We start from the raw sequence: 20,598 nt of genomic DNA, 5'->3' as shown, positions 1-20,598 counted from the left end.
ACCTAAGGAGCAGATGACAATGACGAAGGTCGGCGTACTCGGAGCACACGGCAGGGTCGGCACCGCGGTGGTCGCCGCGGTCCAGAACACGGAGGGCCTTGAGCTCTCCGCCGCACTGGACCACGACGACGACCTGCAGGCCCTGGTCGACTCCGGCACGGAGGTCATCGTCGACTTCACCGTTCCGGACGCGGTGATGGGCAACCTGGAGTTCTGTGTCAACAACGGCATCCACGCCGTGGTCGGCACCACCGGCTGGACCACGGAGCGCTACGAGACCCTGCGCGGTTGGCTCAATGCCAACCCGTCCGTCGGCGTCCTCGTCGCCCCGAACTTCGCCATCTCCGCCGTGCTCACCATGAAGCTCGCCGAGATCGCCGCGCCGTACTTCGACTCTGCCGAGGTCGTCGAGTTCCACCACCCGAACAAGAAGGACGCCCCCTCGGGTACCGCCGTGCACACCGCCGAGGGCATCGCCCGGGCCCGTGCTGCGGCCGGTCTGGGTGCCCAGCCGGACGCCACCGACCAGACCCTCGACGGTGCCCGTGGCTCCGACGTCGACGGCGTCCCGGTGCATGCCGTGCGCATGACCGGCATGGTCGCCCACGAGGAGGTCATCCTCGGTGCCGCCGGTCAGACCCTGACCATCCGTCAGGACTCCTACGACCGCGAGTCCTTCGTCCCGGGCGTCCTGCTCGGCGTCGACAAGGTCCCCGCCACCCCGGGTCTCACCGTCGGCCTCGAGAAGTTCCTCGGTCTCGACGGTCTCGGCGTCCCGGCCGCCGAGTAGGGGAGCACGGCGACTGTGAGATCCACGAGTTCGACACCGGCGGAGTTCTCGGTCCGGCTCATCGCCTACACCACGTTCACCCCGCCGGAGGACGTGGACTGGGCCCCGGACGGTGAGGCCGGGGACGCGGCGTCCCTCATCGAATTCGCGGGACGCGCCTGCTACGAGACCTGGGACCGCCCGAATCCGCACACCGCGGCCACGGACGCCTACGTCCGGCACATCATGGATGTCGGACACCTCAGCCTACTGGAGCACGCCTCGGCGTCCATGTACCTGCGCGGTGTGTCGAGGTCATGTGCCCAGGAGATCATGCGTCACCGGCACTTCTCCTTCAGCCAGCTCTCGCAGCGGTACGTCCCCTCCGGGAACTCCCAGGTCGTCATCCCCGACAGCATCGCGGGGGACGAGGACCTGGAGAAGCTGTTCCTGCGCTCCACGGACATGGCCCGCGAGGCCTACGAAGAGCTGCTCGACGGGCTGGAGGAACGGTTCGCCGGCGAGTCGAACACGGTGCTGCGTGCCAAGCAGGCCCGCCAGGCGGCACGCTCGGTGCTTCCGAACGCCACCGAGACCCGGTTCGTGGTCACCGGCAACCTGCGGTCCTGGCGTCACTTCATCGCCATGCGCGCCGCCGAGCACGCCGATCCGGAGATCCGGCGTGTCGCCGTCGCCTGCCTGCGACTGCTGCAGGAGCTGAGCCCGGAGGTCTTCTCCGACTTCACCGTGACCAGGCTGCGTGACGGTTCAGAGACCGCGACGAGCCCTTACGTCGCGGACATGTGAGACAGCCGGGGAGACGGCCGGGGAGTCGGGCGGGGAGTCGGGCGGGGGTCGACGGGGGACACGGACCGGCGACCCACCGTAACCCCGGTACACACGAACGCTGCCGGGGACGGTAACCTGTGGGGTCATGAGCACAGGTATTGCAGCGACGTCGGGCGCTGAGTTCTTCGGTACGGTTTCGGTGGCGATGGTCACCCCCTTCACGAAGGACGGCGACCTTGACACCGACGCCGGAGTCGCCCTCGCAGGGCATCTGGTCGACAAGGGACTCGACGCTCTGATCATCGGCGGCACGACCGGGGAATCCCCGACCATCACCCCTGATGAGAAGCTCAACCTGCTCAAGGCCATCCGTTCCGAACTGGGTACCGGCGTCAAGCTCGTCGCCGGATCCGGCACCTACAGCACCGCGGAATCCGTGGCGCAGTCGAAGGCCGCTGAAGCGGCCGGTGCGGACGGTCTGCTCGTGGTCACCCCGTACTACTCCCGCCCCAGCCAGGAAGGCCTGTACCGGCACTTCACGACAGTGGCTGACGCGGTCGACACCCCCATCTGCCTCTACGACATCCCTTCCCGGTCGGTCGTTCCGATCGCGACGGACACGTTGCGACGGCTCTCGGCCCACCCCAACATCCGGGCCGTCAAGGACGCCAAGGGCGACCTGGCCGCAGGTATGGAGCTGATGGAGGAGACCGGTCTCGCGTGGTACTCCGGGGATGACCCTCTCAACGTCCCGTGGCTGGCAGTCGGCGCCACCGGCCTGATCTCCGTGATCGGCCACGCCGCTCCCGCCCAGCTTCGTGCCCTCCGTGACGCTGTTGACGCCGGGGACATCCTCGGCGCCCGCGCCATCTCCAACCGGCTGCGTCCGCTCATGGCGGCGCAGGGCCGGCTCGGTGGTGCGACCTTCGCGAAAGCGGCACTGAAGCTCCAGGGGATCGAGGTGGGCGCACCGCGCCTGCCGATCATCGAACCGACGCCGGAGGAATACTCCCGGCTTGAAGAAGACCTGCGTTCCGCAGGCGTGTAAGGACACGCATGACTGACAACCGCTCCCGGGCCCGCAAGGTGACCCGCAAGGCAGCTCCGCCGAGCGCGGAGACCGCCGCCTCGGCGGCAAGTACCCCCGCCTTCGACGACGGTGGAGTCGCCGACGCAGCCCAGTCCGGGCAGGCGTCCGCGTCGGCCACGGAGTCCGGCGAGTCCACTGACTCCCGGAAGAACGAGTCCGGCAACGAGGGCCGGAACTCCCAGGGCGGCAACCGTAACCGTTCCCGTCGTTCGCGCGGCAACCGTTCCGAGCGCAACGACAACAGCCGCAACGACAACAAGGGCGGCAACCGCAACCGTGGCGGTCAGAACCGCAACGACAACAGGGGTGGCAACCGTGGCGGCGGCGACCGTCGCCGCAACGCCGTGCAGACCATGCAGGGTGCGGACCTGACCCAGCGTCTGCCGAAGCCGCCGAAGGCCCCGAAGGACGGCCTGCGTCTCGTCGCTCTCGGCGGTATCTCCGAGATCGGCCGCAACATGACCGTCTTCGAGTACCACGACCGTCTGCTGATCATCGACTGCGGTGTGCTCTTCCCGTCCTCCGGTGAGCCGGGCGTCGACCTGATCCTGCCGGACTTCTCCTACCTGGAGGGCAAGTGGGACAAGGTCGAGGCACTGGTCGTCACCCACGGTCACGAGGACCACATCGGTGCGATCCCGTGGCTGCTCAAGCAGCGCTCGGACATCCCGATCATCGCGTCGCGCTTCACCTGTGCGCTCATCGCCGCGAAGTGCCAGGAGCACCGCCAGCGTCCGAAGCTGATCCAGGTCGACGACACCTCCCACGAGAAGCGCGGTCCCTTCGACATCCGCTTCTTCAACGTGGGCCACTCCATCCCGGAATGCCTCGGTATCGCCCTGAAGACCCCGGCTGGCCTGCTGATCCACACCGGTGACGTGAAGATGGACCAGACCCCGGCCGACGGTCGCCCGACCGACCTGCCGGCTCTGTCCCGCTTCGGTGACGAGGGCGTGGACCTCATGCTCTGCGACTCCACCAACGCGACCACCCCGGGCGTGTCCCCGTCTGAGGCCGGCATCGCGCCGACCCTGGAGCGGTTGATCTCGAACGCGAAGCAGCGCGTCCTCGTGGCGTCCTTCGCCTCGAACGTCTCGCGTGTGCAGATGGCCGTCGACGCCGCCGTCAAGGCCGGCCGCAAGGTCGCCTTCAACGGCCGCTCGATGATCCGCAACATGGAGATCGCCGAGCGTCTCGGCCTGCTCACCGCACCGCGTGGCACCATCGTCTCGATGGACGAGGCTTCCCGCCTCGCCCCGCACAAGGTCGTGCTGATCACCACCGGTACCCAGGGTGAGCCGATGGCGGCCCTGTCCCGCATGGCCCGCCGTGAGCACCGCCAGATCACCATCCGCCCGGGTGACCTCATCATCCTGTCCTCGTCGCTGGTCCCCGGCAACGAGGAGGCGGTCTTCGGCGTGATCAACATGCTGTCCCAGATCGGCGCGACCGTCATCACCGGTAAGGACGCGATGGTCCACACCTCGGGCCACGGCTACTCCGGGGAGCTGCTGTTCCTCTACAACGCCGCCCGCCCGAAGAACGCCATGCCGGTCCACGGCGAGTGGCGTCACCTGCGCGCGAACCGCGAGCTGGCGATCTCGACCGGCGTCAACCCGGACAACACGGTGCTGGCGCAGAACGGTGTCGTCGTCGACCTCGTCAACGGCCACGCCAAGGTCGTCGGCCAGATCCCGGTCGGCAACCTCTACGTCGACGGTGTCACCATGGGTGACGTCGGCGCCGAGGAGATCGAGGACCGCACCCAGATGTCCGAGGGTGGTCTGATCTCGGTCACCGTCGTCATCGACAACCGCAGCGGTCGCCCGCTCGAGGACCCGCAGGTCGTGGCCAAGGGCTTCTCCGAGGGGTCGAAGGAGATGATGAAGCAGGTCGCCGAGGTCGTCGACAACGCGATGCTGGACCTGTCCGGCCAGGGTGAGAACGACCCGTACCGCATGGCGCAGACGCTGCGCCGCAAGGTCGCCAAGTTCGTCAAGGACAAGTGGAAGCGCGAGCCGATGATCATCCCGACGATCGTCCCGATGACCAGTGAGGTCGTCGAGGAGCTCGATCCCGAGGATCACGCTCCCTCTCTGTAGCGGGAGTCGGCGCCGGAAACACTGGGGCCACCGTAGCCACAGCGGTCCGCCCGGACAGCGCGTAGCATCCGGAGACATGTCAGTCTCCCATGATGAACGCACTGCCCTGGCGGACCTTTTCCTGTCTGTGGGGCCGGACGCCTCCACGCTCTGCGAAGGGTGGACTACCAGAGACCTCGTCGTCCACCTCGTGGTGCGCGAGTACCGGCCGGACGCCGCGGCCGGCATGTTCCTCGGTCTGGCGCGCGGGCACCTGGAAAAGGTGACCGGGAAGGAGTCGACCCGCCCGTACGAGGACCTGGTGGCGTCCTACCGGCACGGACCGCCGCGGTGGAACCCGATGCGGCTGATCGACCGGTTCGCCAACCTCACGGAGAATTTCGTCCACCATGAGGATGTCCGCCGTGGGGGAGGGGAGTGGTCCTCCCGTGTACTGCCGCGGGGGACGCGCGATGCGCTGTGGCGGGCCACGGGTTTCGCTGCGCGCGGTCTCATCATCCCCTCGGGCCCGACGGTCCGGCTGGTGCGTACCGACGGCACCGGGGGCGAGCAGGAAACGGTGACGGTCGGCAGTGGGGCGCCCGAGGTCACGGTCACGGGTGCCGCCCCGGAGCTCACGCTCTGGGTTTTCGGTCGGGACAAGGCCTGCGACCTGACGCTCGAGGGGCCGGTGGAGAAGGTCGCCCGACGGGACCTCTGAGCGCGAGTTACGGATGTGACGCGTGTTGCAACTGTTGAAGAAGTTGTTATCGGGTTAGACTGGCTGGCATGCCTACGACCAGCCGCAGCAGTACCTCAACGTCGCGGTCCACCAGGACCTCCCGGAGTTCCGGTAACTCCGGGTCTTCCGGACGCCCCGGTAACTCCGGCCGGTCTGGCCGTACCTCCCCGTCCTCACGTCCTGCCCGGCGCACGCCCAGCTACGACACGAGCGACTACGAGCGCACCTCCGGCGCCTTCGGCGTGGTCGGATCCTCACTCGGCTCGATGTTCGGTGGCGCGGCGCGGGGACTCGGCGGCCTGGCCCGCAAGGTCTCCCTCCAAGGCGATCCCGATGATGACCTCGTCATGGATGTCGTCGACGACTCGTCTACCCGGGAAACCCGTGCCCGGAAGAAGTCCTCACGTCGCTCCACGGGTTCCGCCCGTCCGGGGGACCGGTCGTCGCGTGATGCCCGCGATACTGAGGACGCCCGCCCTGCCGGTCGGAAGTCCACCTCGCGACGTCGTGCGGCCGACGAGGGCCACGACCAGCCGGAGGACGCCGTTCCGACCACGGTGATGGACCGCGCCGCGGCGCGTCGTCAGAACCGGTCGGCGGATGCTGCCGGTGTGGACGGCAGTGACGGCGTTGACGGTGTGGACGGCGACGCTCCCGACAAGGTCCTGATCGGCCGGAACTACGACGGCCCCGCCTTCATCAGCCTGGCCCTGGCGGTGATTCTCGCTGCAGCCCTGTGGTTCGGTGTCGGCGGCGCGGTCGGATCCGGTGTGGCCTTTGCCCTGACCTGGCTCATCGGTGCCGGCGCCTACGCCGTCCCTGTGCTGCTGCTCGGTGCAGGTTGGGTGTTCATGGTCGGCGTCGAGGTCACCCAGCGCTCCCGGATCCGGCTGGCTATCGGACTGGCGCTCATCGTCGTCGGCGTTCTCGCGGTCTTCCACGTCCTCGCCGGGCAACCGTCCGATGTCGAGGGACGTGCCACCGCCGGTGGCATGGTCGGCAATATCATCGGCAGCCCGATGGCCGTCGGATTCAGTTCCTTCCTGGCGGTGCCGCTGCTGCTGCTGATCATCGTCTACGGTGCACTGCAGCTCACCGGTATGACCGTCGCGCAGCTCTACCGCTCCGTGGCGTCCTGGCTGGGTGTCTCCCGGGGCACGCGTTCCGCGCGCCGTGGTGACGAGGGCGGGTACGACGGGTACGACGGGGTCGCCGACCCCTTCGACGATGAGCCGATGCCCGATCACGACGACTACCGCAGTGCGGCACAGCCGGCACAGCCGTCACGCGCGGCCGACGCTGACCGGAGCCCGGTGCGTCGGACGCGTCCTGCCGCCCGGAACTTCGCGCACCCGGAGCGTCCTGCGCCGGCCGCTCCTGTCGAGCCGGAGGTCGTCTCGCCGGGCAGCCCCATGGACAACTACCCGGTCGATGAGACCCTCGCGTCGGCGGAGACCGAGTACCTCGGCGACGCTCCGCTGGCCGATCCCGAGTACGACGCCCCGATCCCGCAGGCCGCACCGGTCGAGGGCGCTGTCCCTGAACTCGATGACAGCCGTGACGACAGCTATGACGTCAGTTACGACGACTACGGCACGGATGAGGTCGAGGTCGCCCCGGCGGCACCTGCGCCGGTGGCTGCACCCGCCTCCCGCCCCTCGGCGGCGATGGAGGAGGCCCGCCGCCGCATCGCAGCCCGTTCGGGTGTCGACGCCGCGGAGGTCGCTACCCGGCGTCCGGAGGCTGCCGCGGCACCGGCACGTCCGGCGTCCGAGGGCGACTACTTCCTGCCGTCCTCGATCGACCTGCTCATCCCCGGTGAGGCGCCGAAGACCCACAGTGCCGCCAATGACCGCATGATCGCCGCGATCACCGAGGTCTTCAGCGAGTTCAAGGTGGACGCGCAGGTCACCGGTTTCTCCCGTGGCCCGACAGTCACCCGGTACGAGGTGGAACTCGGCCCGGGCGTGAAGGTCTCCAAGATCACCAACCTGCAGTCCAACATCGCCTACGCCGCCGCGACCGACAATGTCCGCCTGCTCACCCCGATCCCGGGGAAGTCGGCGGTCGGTATCGAGGTGCCGAACACCGACCGTGAGATGGTCCGGCTCGGTGACGTGCTCAACGCGCCCGCCGTGGCCCAGGATCACGATCCGATGCTCATCGGTCTGGGCAAGGACATCGAGGGCGACATGGTCGCCCACTCGATCCAGAAGATGCCGCACCTGCTCGTCGCCGGTTCCACCGGTTCCGGTAAGTCGGCGTTCGTGAACTCGCTGCTGGTCTCCATCCTCACCCGGGCCACCCCGGAGGAGGTCCGTCTCATCCTCGTCGACCCGAAGATGGTGGAGCTGACCCCTTACGAGGGCATCCCGCACCTGATCACCCCGATCATCACCCAGCCGAAGAAGGCCGCGTCCGCACTGACCTGGCTGGTCGAGGAGATGGAGCAGCGGTACCTGGACATGAAGTCCGCGCGCGTGCGCCACATCAAGGACTTCAACCGCAAGGTCGTCTCCGGTGAGTTCGAGGCTCCGTTGGGGTCTGAGCGTGAGTACCGTCCCTACCCCTACATCGTCTGTGTCGTCGACGAGCTCGCCGACCTGATGATGACCGCCCCGAAGGAGATCGAGGATTCGATCGTCCGGATCACCCAGAAGGCCCGTGCCGCCGGCATCCACCTGGTGCTCGCGACGCAGCGTCCCTCCGTGGACGTGGTCACCGGTCTGATCAAGACGAACGTGCCCTCGCGCCTCGCCTTCGCGACCTCCTCGCTCACCGACTCCCGCGTCATCCTGGACCAGGGTGGTGCCGAGAAGCTCATCGGTATGGGCGACGGACTGTTCATCCCGCAGGGGGCGAACAAGCCGAAGCGTCTGCAGGGTGCCTTCGTCACCGACGAGGAGGTCCAGGCCGTGGTTGACGCGGCGAAGGAACAGGCCGATCCGGACTACACCGACGGTGTCACCGAGGACAAGTCCGTCGAGGCGAAGAAGGAGATCGACGCCGACATCGGCGACGACCTCGAGGATCTGATCCAGGCCGTGGAGCTCGTGGTCAGCAGTCAGTTCGGCTCGACCTCGATGCTGCAGCGCAAGCTACGCATCGGATTCGCCAAGGCCGGCCGGCTCATGGACCTCATGGAGACCCGCGGTGTCGTCGGTCCGTCCGAGGGATCCAAGGCCCGCGAGGTCCTGGTGAAGCCGGAGGAGCTGGAGACCGTGATCTGGATGATCAAGGGTGCCGACCCGGCCGATGCGCCGAAGGAACTGCTCGACGGGCAGGATGACATGGGTGACCCGGCTGCCGGTGACGGTGCGGGTTCGGCCACCTCCGACACCGGTGCGGACGATCCCGCGGTCCGCGTCGTCCGGGCGGACGCCTCCGGCACCGGCGGGGTGTTCTGAGCGGTTTCACCCCCCGGTGGGCTCCGTGGGCGACTCTGCTAGACTCGGCTCCTGTCATGGAGGGGAGTACCCCGCCCGCGACATCGATCGTCAACACGGTGGTCACCGCCCGTCCGCTCCGTAGCGGGTGTGGCGTACCACCCGGTCGTGTCGGCCACGGAGAGTCCCGGAACCGGGACGACACGTGGTGGGGGAGACCTCCGGTCAACGAACTGTCGCGACCGGAGGAAAGTCCGTCATGGAAGTCAATGCCCTCACCTGGATCATCACTATCGCGGTGATCGCCGGGTTCTTCATCTTCGATTTCTACTCGCATGTCCGCACACCGCATGCCCCGTCGATGAAGGAATCCGGATTCTGGACCCTGTTCTACGTCCTTCTGTCCGTCGCCTTCGGCGTCTTCCTCTGGGTGACCTGGGGTGAGCCGGGTGACCCGCACGCGCACGGCATGGAGTTCTTCTCCGGCTATGTCACGGAGAAGGCGCTGAGTGTCGACAATCTCTTCGTCTTCGCCCTGATCATGGGCTCGTTCAAGGTGCCGCCCAAGTACCAGCAGAAGGTGCTGCTCATCGGTATCGCACTGTCCCTGGTGTTCCGTGGTCTGTTCATCGCCATGGGCGCCGCGATCATCGAGGCCTGGTCGGATGTGTTCTACCTCTTCGGACTCTTCCTGCTGATCATCGCGGCGAAGACCGTGCTGGACGAGGCCAGGGACGTCCCGGAGACCGACCCGAACGACATGAAGATCATCAAATTCATCCGGAAGGTCATCCCGGTCTCCGAGGGCTATGAGTCCGACAAGCTGACGCTGCGTCGGGCCGGAAGAATCATGCTGACCCCGTTGGCTGTCTGCCTGGTGGCCATCGGGCTCACCGACGTGATGTTCGCCCTGGACTCGATTCCCGCGATCTACGGCATCACCCAGGAGCCGTACATCGTCTTCACGACCAACGCCCTGTCGCTGCTCGGCCTGCGCCAGATGTACTTCCTGCTCGGCGGTCTGCTGGAGCGACTGGTCTACCTGCCCTACGGTCTGGGCGTCATCCTGGCCTTCATCGGTGTGAAGATGGTCCTCCATGCCCTCCACGAGAACAACCTTCCGTTCATCAACGGTGGCGAAGGTATCCACGGGGCGCCGGATATCTCCACCAGCGCCTCTCTCCTTGTGATCGTCAGTGTGCTGGTGATCACCGTCGTGGCCAGTCTCATCAAGTCCCGCAACGCCGTGGTGGAACGTCCGGAACGGCACGTCCTCGAGGATGCCGGGGCGGAGAAGCCCGCACACGAGGACTGACGACCTGCACGGGTGCCCTCGCCACGCCCACCTCACGGGTGGGCGGGTAGTGTGAGGGGCGTGCAGGAGACAGAGCGACAGACGCAGCATGGCGGGCGACCCTCCCGGAAAGAGAAGCGGTCGACCGTGGGGAAGGCCGTGCACAGGTACAACGTGCCGAACGTCCTGACCACGGTCAGGATCCTCCTTATCCCGGTGTTCGTGTGGCTGCTCATCGCAGCCGGTCCGCTCGACGGCTCCCGCGAGCTGGACACACCACTGCGGTGGTGGGCCCTGGTCGCGTTCTGCGTGCTCATGGGCACCGACCAGCTCGACGGGTTCCTGGCCCGCCGCTACGAGGTGATCACCGACTACGGCAAGCTTGCTGATCCGATCGCCGACAAGGCGCTGATGATCTCGGCCATGGTCTCCCTCAACATCCTCGGTGACCTGTGGTGGTGGGTGACGATCGTCATCGTCATCCGTGAGCTGGGCATCACGTTCTGGCGCATGGCACTGGCACGCCGTGGCAAGGTCGTTCCGGCATCCAAGGGCGGCAAGCTCAAGACCGTCCTCCAGACCTTCGCCGTCGCGATGGTCATCGCCCCGCTGCCGGACTGGACCGACTGGATCACCGTCCCGCTGATCCTCCTGGCTGTGGCGGTCACCGTGATCACCGGTGTCCAGTACCTGCTGGACTCCCGGAACCGTCCGGAGAACTGACCGACGATGACGGTGCCGGCGTCCGGGGCGGGGGAGGAGACGGCCGGTGCCGCTACGCGGGTGGTGACGTTGTGCCGGGAAGCTGGGCTCACCCTCGCCACCGCCGAATCACTGACCGCAGGTCTTCTCGCTGGGACCGTCGCCGACGTTCCCGGAGCATCGAATGTGCTGCGCGGGGGCCTGGTGGTCTACGCCACCGACCTCAAACACTCGCTGGCGGGGGTGGACGACGCCCTGCTGGACCGACAGGGCCCGGTGGACCCTACGGTCGCCGGTCAGCTCGCCAGGGGAGCCGCGCAGCGCTGCGGGGCCGATATCGGTGTCGGGGTGACCGGCGTGGCCGGTCCTGACAGCCAGGACGGTCATCCTGTCGGCGAGGTGTGGCTCGGTGTCTGGTGCCGGGACCTCGACGGTGGGGAACCGAGGGTCACCGCACTGGACGACGGCTGGCGAGCCCGGGTGGACGCAGGATCCGGGGTGCGGGACGCGATCCGTCGCCATACCGTGCACCGCGCCCTGGACCAGGTGTGTGCGGTGATCCCGGATCTTGCCGCGGATCCGCTGTGAGCCTCTGGTACTGCGGTTTCCGTCACGACGGGTAAACTCGCGGGAACATAACCACTCCATCGTCCGTTGGAGGTAGTGATGGCAAATCACACGACACTTCTCGAGCCCAGGCACCCGAATCTGCGGGCCGGTGCCACTGTCAACGATGTCCATGACCCGGTGACCGTTCCGGTCGCCCCGACCGTCGCGGAACCGCTGCTGCGTGAGGCCCTGGGGACCACCCTCCGGGCGTTCCGGGAGGATGCCCGACGGACGCTCCGTGATCTCGCTGTCGCCGCGAGCGTCAGCCCGGGGTACCTGTCCGAGCTGGAACGTGGGCGCAAGGAAGTCTCCTCGGAACTGCTCGCGAGCATCTGTCACGCACTCGGTGTGAATGTGTCCCGGGTGATCCTGGAGGCCGCCGAAATGATGGCCTTCGATGTCGCAGCCGCAGAACTCGCTGCCGGAATGGACCAGGCCCAGGCCGCGCAGTCCGGTCAGACCCACTGATATACTCGGCCCGTTATCGCCGGTGAGATCCCCCTGTAAGGAGACGTTGTAACCCATGGCTAACCCGTTCACCAAGGGCTGGAAGTACCTCATGGCCCTGTTCGACTCGAAGATCGAGGAGAACGCCGACCCGAAGGTGCAGATCGAGCAGGCCATCCAGGAGGCTCAGAACCAGCACCGGGAACTGTCCAAGCAGGCCGCTGCGGTGATCGGCAACCAGCGCCAGATCGAGATGAAGCTGAACCGTCAGCTCGCCGAGGTCGAGAAGCTGCAGGCCAACACCCGGCAGGCCCTGACCCTCTCCGACCAGGCACGGGCCGGTGGCGACAACCAGAAGGCGACCGAGTACGAGAACGCGGCTGAGGCCTTCGCCGCGCAGCTGGTCACCGCCGAGCAGTCTGTGGAGGACCTCAAGACCCTCCACGACCAGGCTCTGCAGCAGGCCGACCAGGCCAAGAAGGCTGTCGAGCGCAATTCCATGCAGCTGCAGCAGAAGGCCGCCGAGCGCACCAAGCTGCTCAGTCAGCTGGAGCAGGCGAAGATGCAGGAGAAGGTCGCCGAGTCCCTCCAGACCATGGACCAGGTCGCCGGTGGCAGCACCCCGAACCTCGACCAGGTGCGGGACAAGATCGAGCGCCGCTACTCCAACGCCCTCGGCCAGGCCGAACTCGCCCAGAACTCGGTCCAGGGGCGCATGGCCGAGGTCCAGCAGGCCGGCGTGCAGATGGCAGGCCACTCACGTCTTGAGCAGCTGCGTGCCGAGATGAACCAGCCTGCCGCTGTGGAGGGTAACGACCAGCAGGCCATCGGTCAGGCCAAGGCTGACCCGGCCCAGCCGACCGCGCAGAACGTCAGCGCCGACGCCGTCGCCGAGAAGATGCGGCAGCTGCGCGGCGAGTAACCGTCAGTCGGCGGCGCCCCGGGCCCGCAGTGCGTCAGCGACGCCCTGGGCACGCAGGATCGTCCGGACGATGACCGGGACGCCGAACGCCACAGGGGAGAGGCCCGCGGACCGTGATCCGCGGGCCTTTCTCGCGTCCAGGACCTCCCCGACCATCTGGACCTGCAGTGGGATGAGTCGGAGGGTGAGGGTCAGTGCGAGGCTGATCTGGTCGACCGGCAGGCCGAACCGGGCGAGGTGCCGCAGCCCTCTCTCGAAGGAGTCCATCATCGCCGCGACGCGCGTCGTCAACGTGATGAGCAGTGCCGCGGAGATGGAGGCGAGGAGTACGAGCACGGTGGTCAGCGCCTTCTCCCCGGTCGTGCGCCACCACAGCAGCAGGCCCACCGCCAGCAGGATCGGCAGGACCAGGGTCAGCTGTCGCAGCAGTGCCCGCAGCGGTACACGGGCGATGACAGTGGCGACGAGGACGACTGCGACGAGGCAGCCGACCGCCATCGGCCAGGACTTCACGACGATCGCCGTGGTGATGAGGAAGATTGCCAGGACGAGCATCTTGATACCCGGACGTGCACGGTGGACGATGCTGGTGCCCGGGACGTAGAGCCCCAGGGGGACACGGGAGGGACTGATCACAGCAGTGCCCGCCTCTCCATCCGGTCGATGTAGCCGCTGATGACCTCGGCGGGGGCTCCGTCATCGATGATCCGGCCGTCGTCGATGCACAGGGTGCGGTCGGCGTCCGCAGCAAGCTCCAGGTCGTGGGTGACGACGATGAGCTGCTGGGTCAGGGCGTCGAACCGGCGACGGAGCCGGTTGCGGTTGACCAGGTCGAGAAGTCCGGTCGGTTCGTCGGCGACGATGACCGCCGGCTCCAGTGCAGTGACCGACGCCAGGGCGAGCATCTGCTTCTCGCCTCCGGACAGCAGGTGCGGGGACTGGTCTTCCTTACCGGACAGTCCGACTGAGGTAAGAGCCTCAGCGACCGCGTCCGCGGTCTCGCTGCGGGACAGCCCGGTGCCCCGCAGGGAGAACGCGACGTCCTCGCCGACGGTGGGCATGATGATCTGGTTGTCCGGGTCGGAGAAGAGGAACCCGACGCGCTGGCGGACCTTCCGGCCCTTCTTCGCGACATCGAGACCGTCGACGGTGACCTGCCCGCTGGTGGCGGTGGTCAGTCCGTTGATCATCCGGATGAAGGTGGACTTCCCGGAGCCGTTGGCCCCGATGATGCTGATGCGCTGGTCGCCCAGTGTGCAGGACACGGGGTGGAGCAGGACCTGGTCGTCGACGGTGACACCGGCGTCGGTGAAGGTCACGGGGGAGGAGAGGGCGGGCATCAGGCGACCGGGGTGACGGGACGTCCGGCGGCCTCGGCGCTGTCGGTGACGCGCGACCGGCGGTCGCGGCGCAGATCGGGGACAGCACGCAGGACCGCGGCGGACACCAGGGCAGCGACGACGACCTTGGCGGCGTCTCCGGGGATGAAGGGGCCGTTGGAGACCAGTGCGGCGCCGAAGTCCATGTCGGTGCGGAGCATCAGGCCGACGGAACCGGACAGGTACTGGACACCGACGCACAGTGCTCCGGCGACGATGAACCAGGTGACCTGCAGCCACTGCGGGCGGCGCGGGGCGAACTCGCAGAGAGCGCCGACGAGGATGCCGGTGACGGCGTAGCCGACGAGGTAGCCCACGGTCGGGCCGGAGACCGAGGTCAGGGCGGGCGTCCAGCCCGCCATGTTCGGGACGCCGAGGAAACCGACCCCGAGGAAGAGCAGGACCGCCAGGCCACCGCGGCGCCAGCCGAGAATCATGCCTGCCAGGAGGACGCCCATGTTCTGCAGGACGATCGGCACGCCGGCGCTGCCGACGGGGATCGAGACGGCACCGAGGACGATGATCAGGGCGGCGAAGGCCGCGATCACCGCGATATCGGCGGCGCTGACGGGTCGTGACGCACGCGCGGTGGAAGTTCTGTTCGACATGCGAAGGATTCTAGTCATCTGACTGTACGGTGTTCAAGCGACCGTGTCCGAAGTAACCCGGGGACGCGGAAGGAGGTGGTCAGGTGCTCTGTTAGCGTGGTGGACATGCGTCGCACAGAATTCGACCGGTTGGTCGCAGGAGAGTTCGGTGACTCCTTCGGATCCTGGATCGCGGGATCCCATGTCCTCTCCGGTCTCGGGGCGACATCCGCCCAGCTCATAGAACGGGGTCATGACCTCCGTGAGCTGTGGTGGGCACTGTGTGACGACTTCGATGTCCCGGAGGAGCGACGGCTCGGCGAGGATGAGTGACATTCGAAAAGATGTTCGTGTACTGTCTCTGGTAGTCCGGTGGTGACGGTAAAACTGTAGTGAACCACGGAGGGCTCCGCGGAGTCTTAGAACAGTGGGGCAGGTCAACCGGACCTGTCCCGGGACAGTCCGCAGGGTCTGAGCCCGTACACACGTGAAGGAGAGAACCATGGCTGCTAAGAAGAAGGGTCCGGGCGGGGCAGGCGCCGACCGGCAGAAGGCGCTTGACCTGGCGATGGCCCAGATCGAGAAGGACTACGGCAAGGGTGCCGTGATGCGTCTGGGTGACGACGAGCGCCCGCCGATCCAGGTCATCCCCAGCGGCAACATCGCCATCAATGTCGCTCTCGGCATCGGTGGCTTCCCCCGTGGCCGCATCGTGGAGATCTACGGACCGGAGTCCTCAGGAAAGACCACCGTGGCGCTCCACGCCATCGCCGAGGCCCAGAAAGCCGGCGGTATCGCCGCGTTCATCGACGCGGAGCATGCCCTGGACCCCGAGTACGCCAAGAAGCTGGGTGTGGACACCGACAACCTGCTGGTTTCCCAGCCGGACACCGGTGAACAGGCCCTCGAGATCGCCGACATGCTGGTCCGCTCCGGCGCGATCTCCGTCATCGTCGTCGACTCGGTCGCCGCGCTGACACCGAAGGCCGAGATCGAGGGCGACATGGGAGACAGTCACGTCGGTCTGCAGGCCCGTCTGATGAGCCAGGCACTGCGCAAGATGACCGGCGCGCTGAGCCAGACCGGCACCACCGCGATCTTCATCAACCAGCTCCGCGAGAAGATCGGCGTCATGTTCGGATCCCCGGAGACGACGACCGGTGGTAAGGCCCTGAAGTTCTACGCTTCGGTGCGTTGCGACGTGCGTCGCATCCAGACCCTCAAGGACGGCCAGGACGCGGTGGGCAACCGCACCAAGATGAAGATCGTCAAGAACAAGGTATCGCCGCCGTTCAAGATCGCCGAGTTCGACATCGTCTACGGCGAAGGCATCTCCCGCGAGGGCTCGATCATCGACCTCGGCGTGGAGAACGGGCTGATCAAGAAGTCCGGCTCCTGGTACACGTACAAGGGTGACCAGCTCGGTCAGGGCAAGGAGAAGGCCCGCGAGTTCCTCAAGGAGAGCCCGGAGCTTTCCGCGGAGATCGAAGACGGCATCATGCGTGCCCTCAAGGTCGGCCCCTACGCCAAGGCTGACGCCACCGCGGAGGAGGACGCCCCGATGGACGTGCCCGGCATGGACCCGGCCGATGCGCCGATCGACGTCGTGCCGACCTTCGACGATGACGAGGACGACGACTAGACCATGTCCGGGGAGACGTCGGGGCAGCCGGACCCGGAGTTGATCGACCGGCTGCGGCGGGCGGTCTCCGAGGTCGGCCAGGGGCAGGCTGAGCCGATCGTGGACCGCGAGCTCGAGAAGAAACTCGCCCCGCTGGTGGCCAAGGCCACCCGGTTGATCAACCACCGGGACCGCTCCGAGGCGGAACTGCGTCATCGGCTCACCGAGGCGCTGGAGGAGGGGGAGGAACCCCGTCTGGTGGACACGGTCGTCAGCCGCTGCCTGGACAACGGGATGCTGGATGACGAACGCTTCGCCCACGAATGGGTCCGGCAGCGTCTGCACAACCAGAAGAAGTCGGTCTCCGTGCTGCGTCGTGAACTGCGGGACAAGGGGGTGGCGTCCTCGGTCATCGAGGATGCTCTCGGTCAGGTCACCGAGGAGGACCAGCAGGACATCCTGCAGGCCCTGGTGACGAAGAAAGCGGGAACGGTGAAGACCGTTCCCGCTGACCGTGCGGAGTATGACAAGGCACTGCGACGCATTGTCGGCGTCGCCGCCCGGCGGGGTTTTCCCGCCGGTGCCGGCATGGACGCCGCCCGTGCCGCCCTGGACGCCAGGATCTCCGAACTGGAAGGCTGACCGGCGACCCTTTACTCGAAGGTGCCGCGCAGATCCTTGTGCGCCGGATCATGCCAGTCGACCATCGCCTCGTCCTTGGTCTCCAGTCCCTGGTGGGCCGGCTGGTGGGGGACCTTGGCGACCGGGTTACGACGGGCCCGGCCAGCCCGGAGCTGGCGTTCGATACGCTCCGCCAGCCTCGTCAGACCGAAGTTGATGATGATCATGATGGCGGCGACCACCAGCAGCGAGGGCAGCATGGAACCGTAGTACTCACCGAGCTGACGGCCGGAACGGACGACCTCGACGAAACCGATCATGTAACCGAGTGCGGAGTCCTTCAGGGCGATGACCATCTGCGAGACGATGGCCGGCATCATCGCGGCCACCGCCTGCGGCAGCAGGATCTTACGCATCGTCTGGCCCCAGGACAGGCCCAGGGCGTAGGCGGCCTCGGACTGTCCCTTCGGCAGGGACTCGATGCCGGAGCGCAGCGTCTCGGCGATGACCGAGCCGTTGTACATCGTCAGACCGAAGACCACGGCGGCGAAGCCCAGCTGGGTGGAAGGGAATAGGCCCCATTCGCCGAAGATGGTGTACGCGAAGAGCATGAGGACCAGCACCGGGATGGAGCGGAAGACCTCGACGATGATGGAGCAGATCCACCGGATCGACCGGTGGGTGGACAGACGGCCGATGCCGAGAACGGCGCCGACGATGAGGGCGAGGATGATGGACAGGACAGCGGCCTTCACCGTCGCCCAGAGTCCGGGGATGATGTAGGTCGTCCAGGACGACCCCTTGGTGAAGATGTTCCACTTGTCACCGTCGAGCTGTCCCTTGTTACCCAGTGCCCAGAGCACGGAGACCAGCAGGGCAATCAGCGCCAGGGAGACGATGACCGTGAGGATCCGGTTGATCCGGACGGCCCTCGGGCCGGGAGCATCATAGAGAACTGTCGCGCGTGTAGACATCAGCGCTTCACCGCCCAACGCTTGCCCGCCCAGCCGAAGAAGAGTCCGGTGGGCAGGGTGAGAATCATGAACCCGACAGCGATGATCCCGAAGATCCACAGGATGTCACTGGCGTAGTTCTCGGTCATGGTCTTCATCAGCAGGGAAGCCTCGGACACACCGATCACCGAGGCGATGGTGGTGTTCTTCGTCAGTGCGATGAGGGTGTTGCCCAGCGGCACGATCGAACCGCGCAGTGCCTGCGGGAAGATCACGTACCGGAAGTTCTGCATGAAGGTCAGTCCCAGTGACCGGGCTGCCTCGGCCTGGCCGAAGGGGATCGTGTTGATACCCGAGCGCAGCGACTCTGCCACGAAGGTCGAGGTGTACGCGACGAAAGCCACGACTGCCAGACGGAAGTTCTGGTCGACGATGAACGAGGTGCTCGAGTCGTTCGCGAGGAGCAGGTTCAGGTTGTAGTAGAGACCCAGTGACACGATCAGGATGAGCAGTGTCAGCGGGGTATTACGGATCGTGTTGATGTAGACCGTGGCCACGGTGCGCAGGATGCCCACCGGGCAGACGCGCATGGCGGTGAGGATGGTGCCCAGGATCAGGGCACCGATACCGGAGACGACGGTCAGTTTGATCGTCATCCAGAACACCGACCACAGCTGGGGGCCCATATCGGCCCAGAGTTCGGAACTCATTGGTAACGCCACCTCCCTTTCTAGCTTTCGTCCAGGAACGAGAGGTCGCCGATGTCCGGCATGTCACCGGGATCGAAGTCCTCGCCGAGGTACTCGTCGATGATCTTGCGGAATTCGCCGGACTCCCACATCTCGGTGAGAGCCTCGTTGACCGCGTCCCGGTCGGCTCCGTCGCCCTTGGGGAGGCCGATGCCGTAGTTCTCGTCGGTCCAGTAGGAGCCGTCCTCGTTCTTCAGCTCCACGACCTTGAAGTCGTCGCCGTAGCGCTCCTTGTAGCGCTCGGCGAAGCCGGCGAGGATGGTGGCGTCCGTGGTGAGCGCGTCCACCACGCCCTGCTTCACGCCTTCGGCGCAGGCGGCGTAGGTGTCGAACTCCTGGAGCTGCACCTTCGGCAGTGCCTCCTTGACTTTCTGTGCCGGTGTGGAACCGGAGACCGAACAGAGCCGGGTGCCGTCGGCGATGTCCTGCAGGCTGCTGATACCGGCGTCGCCGCGGACCAGCAGGGCCTGGTGGGTGACCAGGTAGGGGCCGCCGAAGTCGACGGCCTTGTAGCGTCCGGCGTTGATCGAGTAGGTCGCCGCGATCATGTTGACCTCGCCATTGTTGATCAGCGTCTCACGCTGGGCGGACGGGGTCTCACGCCAGGTGATGTCAGGCTCGTTCCAGCCGTTCTTGTCGGCGATGTAGTTGACGACGTAACGGGAGACATCGGTGTCGAGTCCGACGAAGTCCTTGTCAGGGGTGCGCTCACCGAGACCCGGCTGGTCGAATTTGGTGCCGAGGGTGACGTGGCCGTTCTCGATGTCGTCGAGCAGCGACCGGGGTTCCGTGGAGCCGCAGGACGCCAGTGCCAGGGCACCGGCCGTCGCAACGACCGCGGCGGTCACTCTGCGGAGGAATCTGCGTGTACTCATCTGCGCCTCTCCTAGTGGCCGAGGATCTTGGCGAGGAAGTCCTTCGCCCGGTCGCTTTCGGGGTCCGAGAAGAACTTGTCCGGGGTGGAGTCCTCGACGATCTTGCCGTCGGCGAGGAAGAGCACGCGGTTGGCGACCTTCTTCGCGAAGCCCATCTCGTGGGTGACACACACCATGGTCATGCCCTCGGCGGCCAGGGAGGCCATGACGTCGAGGACCTCGTTGATCATCTCCGGGTCGAGCGCGGAGGTCGGCTCGTCGAACAGCATGACCTTCGGACGCATCGCCAGGGACCGGGCGATGGCGACACGCTGCTGCTGACCACCGGACAGCTGCGCGGGGTACTTGTCGGCCTGGGCGTCGATGCCGACCCGTCGGAGCAGCGCGTGGGCCTCTTCTTCAGCGTCCTTCCTGGACATGCCGCGGACCTTCATCGGTGCCAGGGTGACGTTGTCGAGGATCGTCATGTGGCTGAAGAGGTTGAACTGCTGGAAACACATTCCGACCTCGGAACGCAGAGCGGCGAGATCCTTGCCCTCCTCCGGCAGGAGTACACCGTCGATGTAGATCTCGCCCGAGTCGATGGTCTCCAGGCGGTTGATCGTGCGGCACAGGGTGGATTTACCGGAACCTGAGGGGCCGAGGAGGACGACGACCTGACCGGCGGGGATATCCAGGTTGATGTCCGTCAACGCGTGATAGTCGCCGAAATACTTGTTCACCCCGGTGAGGCGGATCATGCTGTTGGCATTCTCTGTTGCTGTCATAGTTGCAGCGTACTGCTATCGGGATGGAATGTGATTCAGGGCACCAGATTTAACGGTGGTGAAACACCGTAACCGGCGGCGACAGGCAGTACCGTTCACCGGTGCGTCACCCCCGCGCCGCCACCGGCTCGCCGTTCGGTACCTGCGTCCCACTGCACTAGAATGTGCTGACGTGGTTGACTCCCAGAACACTCCTGCGCCGGCGACTCCGGCGG

At 66.5% G+C, this 20,598-nt stretch carries 21 protein-coding genes; 14 read left to right on the top strand and 7 right to left on the bottom strand.

Annotated elements, in window-relative coordinates:
• Window positions 1-19 precede the first annotated feature (19 nt).
• The 11 genes from dapB to CVA01_RS07475 all read left to right on the top strand — a co-directional run bounded on the left by dapB (window position 20) and on the right by CVA01_RS07475 (window position 12,831).
• Complete coding sequence (gene dapB / locus CVA01_RS07525) at window positions 20-790, top strand: 4-hydroxy-tetrahydrodipicolinate reductase (protein WP_073883645.1); 771 nt, start codon at window positions 20-22, stop codon at window positions 788-790.
• 15 nt (window positions 791-805) lie between these two features.
• Window positions 806-1,576 (top strand): FAD-dependent thymidylate synthase, encoded by a 771-nt coding sequence (gene thyX, locus CVA01_RS07520; protein ID WP_141329726.1) that lies wholly within the window; start codon window positions 806-808, stop codon window positions 1,574-1,576.
• Between the two features lie 127 nt (window positions 1,577-1,703).
• A complete protein-coding gene (dapA, locus tag CVA01_RS07515) occupies window positions 1,704-2,606 on the top strand; it encodes a 4-hydroxy-tetrahydrodipicolinate synthase (protein WP_014010149.1) in 903 nt (300 codons plus the stop codon).
• Window positions 2,607-2,614: 8 nt separating this feature from the next.
• Complete coding sequence (locus CVA01_RS07510; RefSeq protein ID WP_141329724.1) at window positions 2,615-4,750, top strand: ribonuclease J; 2,136 nt, start codon at window positions 2,615-2,617, stop codon at window positions 4,748-4,750.
• 76 nt (window positions 4,751-4,826) lie between these two features.
• Window positions 4,827-5,450 carry a TIGR03085 family metal-binding protein gene (locus tag CVA01_RS07505; RefSeq protein WP_141329722.1) on the top strand — a complete coding sequence of 208 codons (624 nt, stop codon included), beginning with the start codon at window positions 4,827-4,829 and terminating at the stop codon, window positions 5,448-5,450.
• Between the two features lie 68 nt (window positions 5,451-5,518).
• Window positions 5,519-8,878 carry an FtsK/SpoIIIE family DNA translocase gene (locus CVA01_RS07500; protein WP_141329720.1) on the top strand — a complete coding sequence of 1,120 codons (3,360 nt, stop codon included), beginning with the start codon at window positions 5,519-5,521 and terminating at the stop codon, window positions 8,876-8,878.
• Window positions 8,879-9,116: 238 nt separating this feature from the next.
• Window positions 9,117-10,172, top strand: coding sequence for a TerC family protein (locus CVA01_RS07495; RefSeq protein ID WP_141329718.1), 1,056 nt, complete (start codon window positions 9,117-9,119; stop codon window positions 10,170-10,172).
• 51 nt (window positions 10,173-10,223) lie between these two features.
• Entirely contained in the window at window positions 10,224-10,874 is a 651-nt protein-coding gene (pgsA, locus tag CVA01_RS07490; protein ID WP_014010144.1) for a CDP-diacylglycerol--glycerol-3-phosphate 3-phosphatidyltransferase, read from the top strand.
• 6 nt (window positions 10,875-10,880) lie between these two features.
• Window positions 10,881-11,441 (top strand): CinA family protein, encoded by a 561-nt coding sequence (locus CVA01_RS07485; protein ID WP_073883648.1) that lies wholly within the window; start codon window positions 10,881-10,883, stop codon window positions 11,439-11,441.
• A 78-nt stretch (window positions 11,442-11,519) separates the two neighbouring features.
• Window positions 11,520-11,930, top strand: a complete 411-nt coding sequence (locus CVA01_RS07480) for a helix-turn-helix domain-containing protein (protein ID WP_014010142.1) — start codon at window positions 11,520-11,522, stop codon at window positions 11,928-11,930.
• Window positions 11,931-11,985: 55 nt separating this feature from the next.
• Window positions 11,986-12,831 carry a PspA/IM30 family protein gene (locus tag CVA01_RS07475; protein ID WP_141329716.1) on the top strand — a complete coding sequence of 282 codons (846 nt, stop codon included), beginning with the start codon at window positions 11,986-11,988 and terminating at the stop codon, window positions 12,829-12,831.
• A gap of 3 nt (window positions 12,832-12,834) precedes the next feature.
• Here the strand turns inward: CVA01_RS07475 and CVA01_RS07470 are convergent, their stop codons facing one another.
• Genes CVA01_RS07470 through CVA01_RS07460 form a run of 3 tightly spaced genes read right to left on the bottom strand, consistent with a single transcriptional unit; the run spans window position 12,835 to window position 14,818 of the window.
• A complete protein-coding gene (locus CVA01_RS07470) occupies window positions 12,835-13,467 on the bottom strand; it encodes an energy-coupling factor transporter transmembrane component T family protein (RefSeq protein ID WP_073883649.1) in 633 nt (210 codons plus the stop codon).
• Window positions 13,464-14,171 carry an energy-coupling factor ABC transporter ATP-binding protein gene (locus CVA01_RS07465; RefSeq protein WP_041630042.1) on the bottom strand — a complete coding sequence of 236 codons (708 nt, stop codon included), beginning with the start codon at window positions 14,169-14,171 and terminating at the stop codon, window positions 13,464-13,466. Before CVA01_RS07465 ends, CVA01_RS07470 begins: the two co-directional genes overlap by 4 nt.
• Window positions 14,171-14,818, bottom strand: coding sequence for a biotin transporter BioY (locus tag CVA01_RS07460; protein WP_141329714.1), 648 nt, complete (start codon window positions 14,816-14,818; stop codon window positions 14,171-14,173). The genes CVA01_RS07465 and CVA01_RS07460 overlap by 1 nt, the downstream gene beginning before the upstream one ends.
• A 105-nt stretch (window positions 14,819-14,923) precedes the next feature.
• Here CVA01_RS07460 and CVA01_RS07455 point away from each other — a divergent pair, with 105 nt between their 5' ends.
• From CVA01_RS07455 to CVA01_RS07445, 3 genes are all read left to right on the top strand, one after another.
• Window positions 14,924-15,130, top strand: coding sequence for a DUF3046 domain-containing protein (locus CVA01_RS07455; protein WP_041630597.1), 207 nt, complete (start codon window positions 14,924-14,926; stop codon window positions 15,128-15,130).
• A 169-nt stretch (window positions 15,131-15,299) separates the two neighbouring features.
• Window positions 15,300-16,439: a recombinase RecA gene (gene recA, locus CVA01_RS07450; protein ID WP_073883651.1), complete on the top strand. Its 1,140-nt coding sequence runs from the start codon at window positions 15,300-15,302 to the stop codon at window positions 16,437-16,439.
• A 3-nt stretch (window positions 16,440-16,442) separates the two neighbouring features.
• On the top strand, window positions 16,443-17,060 hold the full coding sequence (locus tag CVA01_RS07445; RefSeq protein WP_141329712.1) for a regulatory protein RecX: 618 nt from the start codon (window positions 16,443-16,445) through the stop codon (window positions 17,058-17,060).
• 11 nt (window positions 17,061-17,071) lie between these two features.
• Here the strand turns inward: CVA01_RS07445 and CVA01_RS07440 are convergent, their stop codons facing one another.
• The 4 genes from CVA01_RS07440 to CVA01_RS07425 are packed head-to-tail and all read right to left on the bottom strand — an operon-like array spanning window position 17,072 to window position 20,356.
• Complete coding sequence (locus CVA01_RS07440) at window positions 17,072-18,013, bottom strand: amino acid ABC transporter permease (RefSeq protein ID WP_141329710.1); 942 nt, start codon at window positions 18,011-18,013, stop codon at window positions 17,072-17,074.
• Window positions 18,013-18,702, bottom strand: a complete 690-nt coding sequence (locus tag CVA01_RS07435) for an amino acid ABC transporter permease (protein WP_014010133.1) — start codon at window positions 18,700-18,702, stop codon at window positions 18,013-18,015. Before CVA01_RS07435 ends, CVA01_RS07440 begins: the two co-directional genes overlap by 1 nt.
• A 20-nt stretch (window positions 18,703-18,722) precedes the next feature.
• Complete coding sequence (locus tag CVA01_RS07430) at window positions 18,723-19,616, bottom strand: glutamate ABC transporter substrate-binding protein (RefSeq protein ID WP_014010132.1); 894 nt, start codon at window positions 19,614-19,616, stop codon at window positions 18,723-18,725.
• 11 nt (window positions 19,617-19,627) lie between these two features.
• Window positions 19,628-20,356 carry an amino acid ABC transporter ATP-binding protein gene (locus tag CVA01_RS07425; RefSeq protein WP_073883653.1) on the bottom strand — a complete coding sequence of 243 codons (729 nt, stop codon included), beginning with the start codon at window positions 20,354-20,356 and terminating at the stop codon, window positions 19,628-19,630.
• Between the last annotated feature and the right edge of the window lie 242 nt (window positions 20,357-20,598).

Origin of the sequence: Corynebacterium variabile (assembly GCF_006539825.1) — a bacterium.
Taxonomy (GTDB): domain Bacteria; phylum Actinomycetota; class Actinomycetes; order Mycobacteriales; family Mycobacteriaceae; genus Corynebacterium; species Corynebacterium variabile.
Note: the sequence above shows the minus strand (reverse complement) of the source record. Positions and strands in the feature narration are given on the sequence as shown.

Coding starts and splice junctions, on each gene's coding strand:
- dapB (WP_073883645.1), top strand. CDS start 20: ATGACGAAGGTCGGCGTACTCGGAGCACACGGCAGGGTCGGCACCGCG.
- dapA (WP_014010149.1), top strand. CDS start 1,704: ATGAGCACAGGTATTGCAGCGACGTCGGGCGCTGAGTTCTTCGGTACG.
- CVA01_RS07510 (WP_141329724.1), top strand. CDS start 2,615: ATGACTGACAACCGCTCCCGGGCCCGCAAGGTGACCCGCAAGGCAGCT.
- CVA01_RS07505 (WP_141329722.1), top strand. CDS start 4,827: ATGTCAGTCTCCCATGATGAACGCACTGCCCTGGCGGACCTTTTCCTG.
- CVA01_RS07500 (WP_141329720.1), top strand. CDS start 5,519: ATGCCTACGACCAGCCGCAGCAGTACCTCAACGTCGCGGTCCACCAGG.
- CVA01_RS07495 (WP_141329718.1), top strand. CDS start 9,117: ATGGAAGTCAATGCCCTCACCTGGATCATCACTATCGCGGTGATCGCC.
- CVA01_RS07485 (WP_073883648.1), top strand. CDS start 10,881: ATGACGGTGCCGGCGTCCGGGGCGGGGGAGGAGACGGCCGGTGCCGCT.
- CVA01_RS07480 (WP_014010142.1), top strand. CDS start 11,520: ATGGCAAATCACACGACACTTCTCGAGCCCAGGCACCCGAATCTGCGG.
- CVA01_RS07475 (WP_141329716.1), top strand. CDS start 11,986: ATGGCTAACCCGTTCACCAAGGGCTGGAAGTACCTCATGGCCCTGTTC.
- CVA01_RS07465 (WP_041630042.1), bottom strand. CDS start 14,171: ATGCCCGCCCTCTCCTCCCCCGTGACCTTCACCGACGCCGGTGTCACC.
- CVA01_RS07460 (WP_141329714.1), bottom strand. CDS start 14,818: ATGTCGAACAGAACTTCCACCGCGCGTGCGTCACGACCCGTCAGCGCC.
- CVA01_RS07455 (WP_041630597.1), top strand. CDS start 14,924: ATGCGTCGCACAGAATTCGACCGGTTGGTCGCAGGAGAGTTCGGTGAC.
- recA (WP_073883651.1), top strand. CDS start 15,300: ATGGCTGCTAAGAAGAAGGGTCCGGGCGGGGCAGGCGCCGACCGGCAG.
- CVA01_RS07445 (WP_141329712.1), top strand. CDS start 16,443: ATGTCCGGGGAGACGTCGGGGCAGCCGGACCCGGAGTTGATCGACCGG.
- CVA01_RS07440 (WP_141329710.1), bottom strand. CDS start 18,013: ATGTCTACACGCGCGACAGTTCTCTATGATGCTCCCGGCCCGAGGGCC.
- CVA01_RS07435 (WP_014010133.1), bottom strand. CDS start 18,702: ATGAGTTCCGAACTCTGGGCCGATATGGGCCCCCAGCTGTGGTCGGTG.
- CVA01_RS07430 (WP_014010132.1), bottom strand. CDS start 19,616: ATGAGTACACGCAGATTCCTCCGCAGAGTGACCGCCGCGGTCGTTGCG.
- CVA01_RS07425 (WP_073883653.1), bottom strand. CDS start 20,356: ATGATCCGCCTCACCGGGGTGAACAAGTATTTCGGCGACTATCACGCG.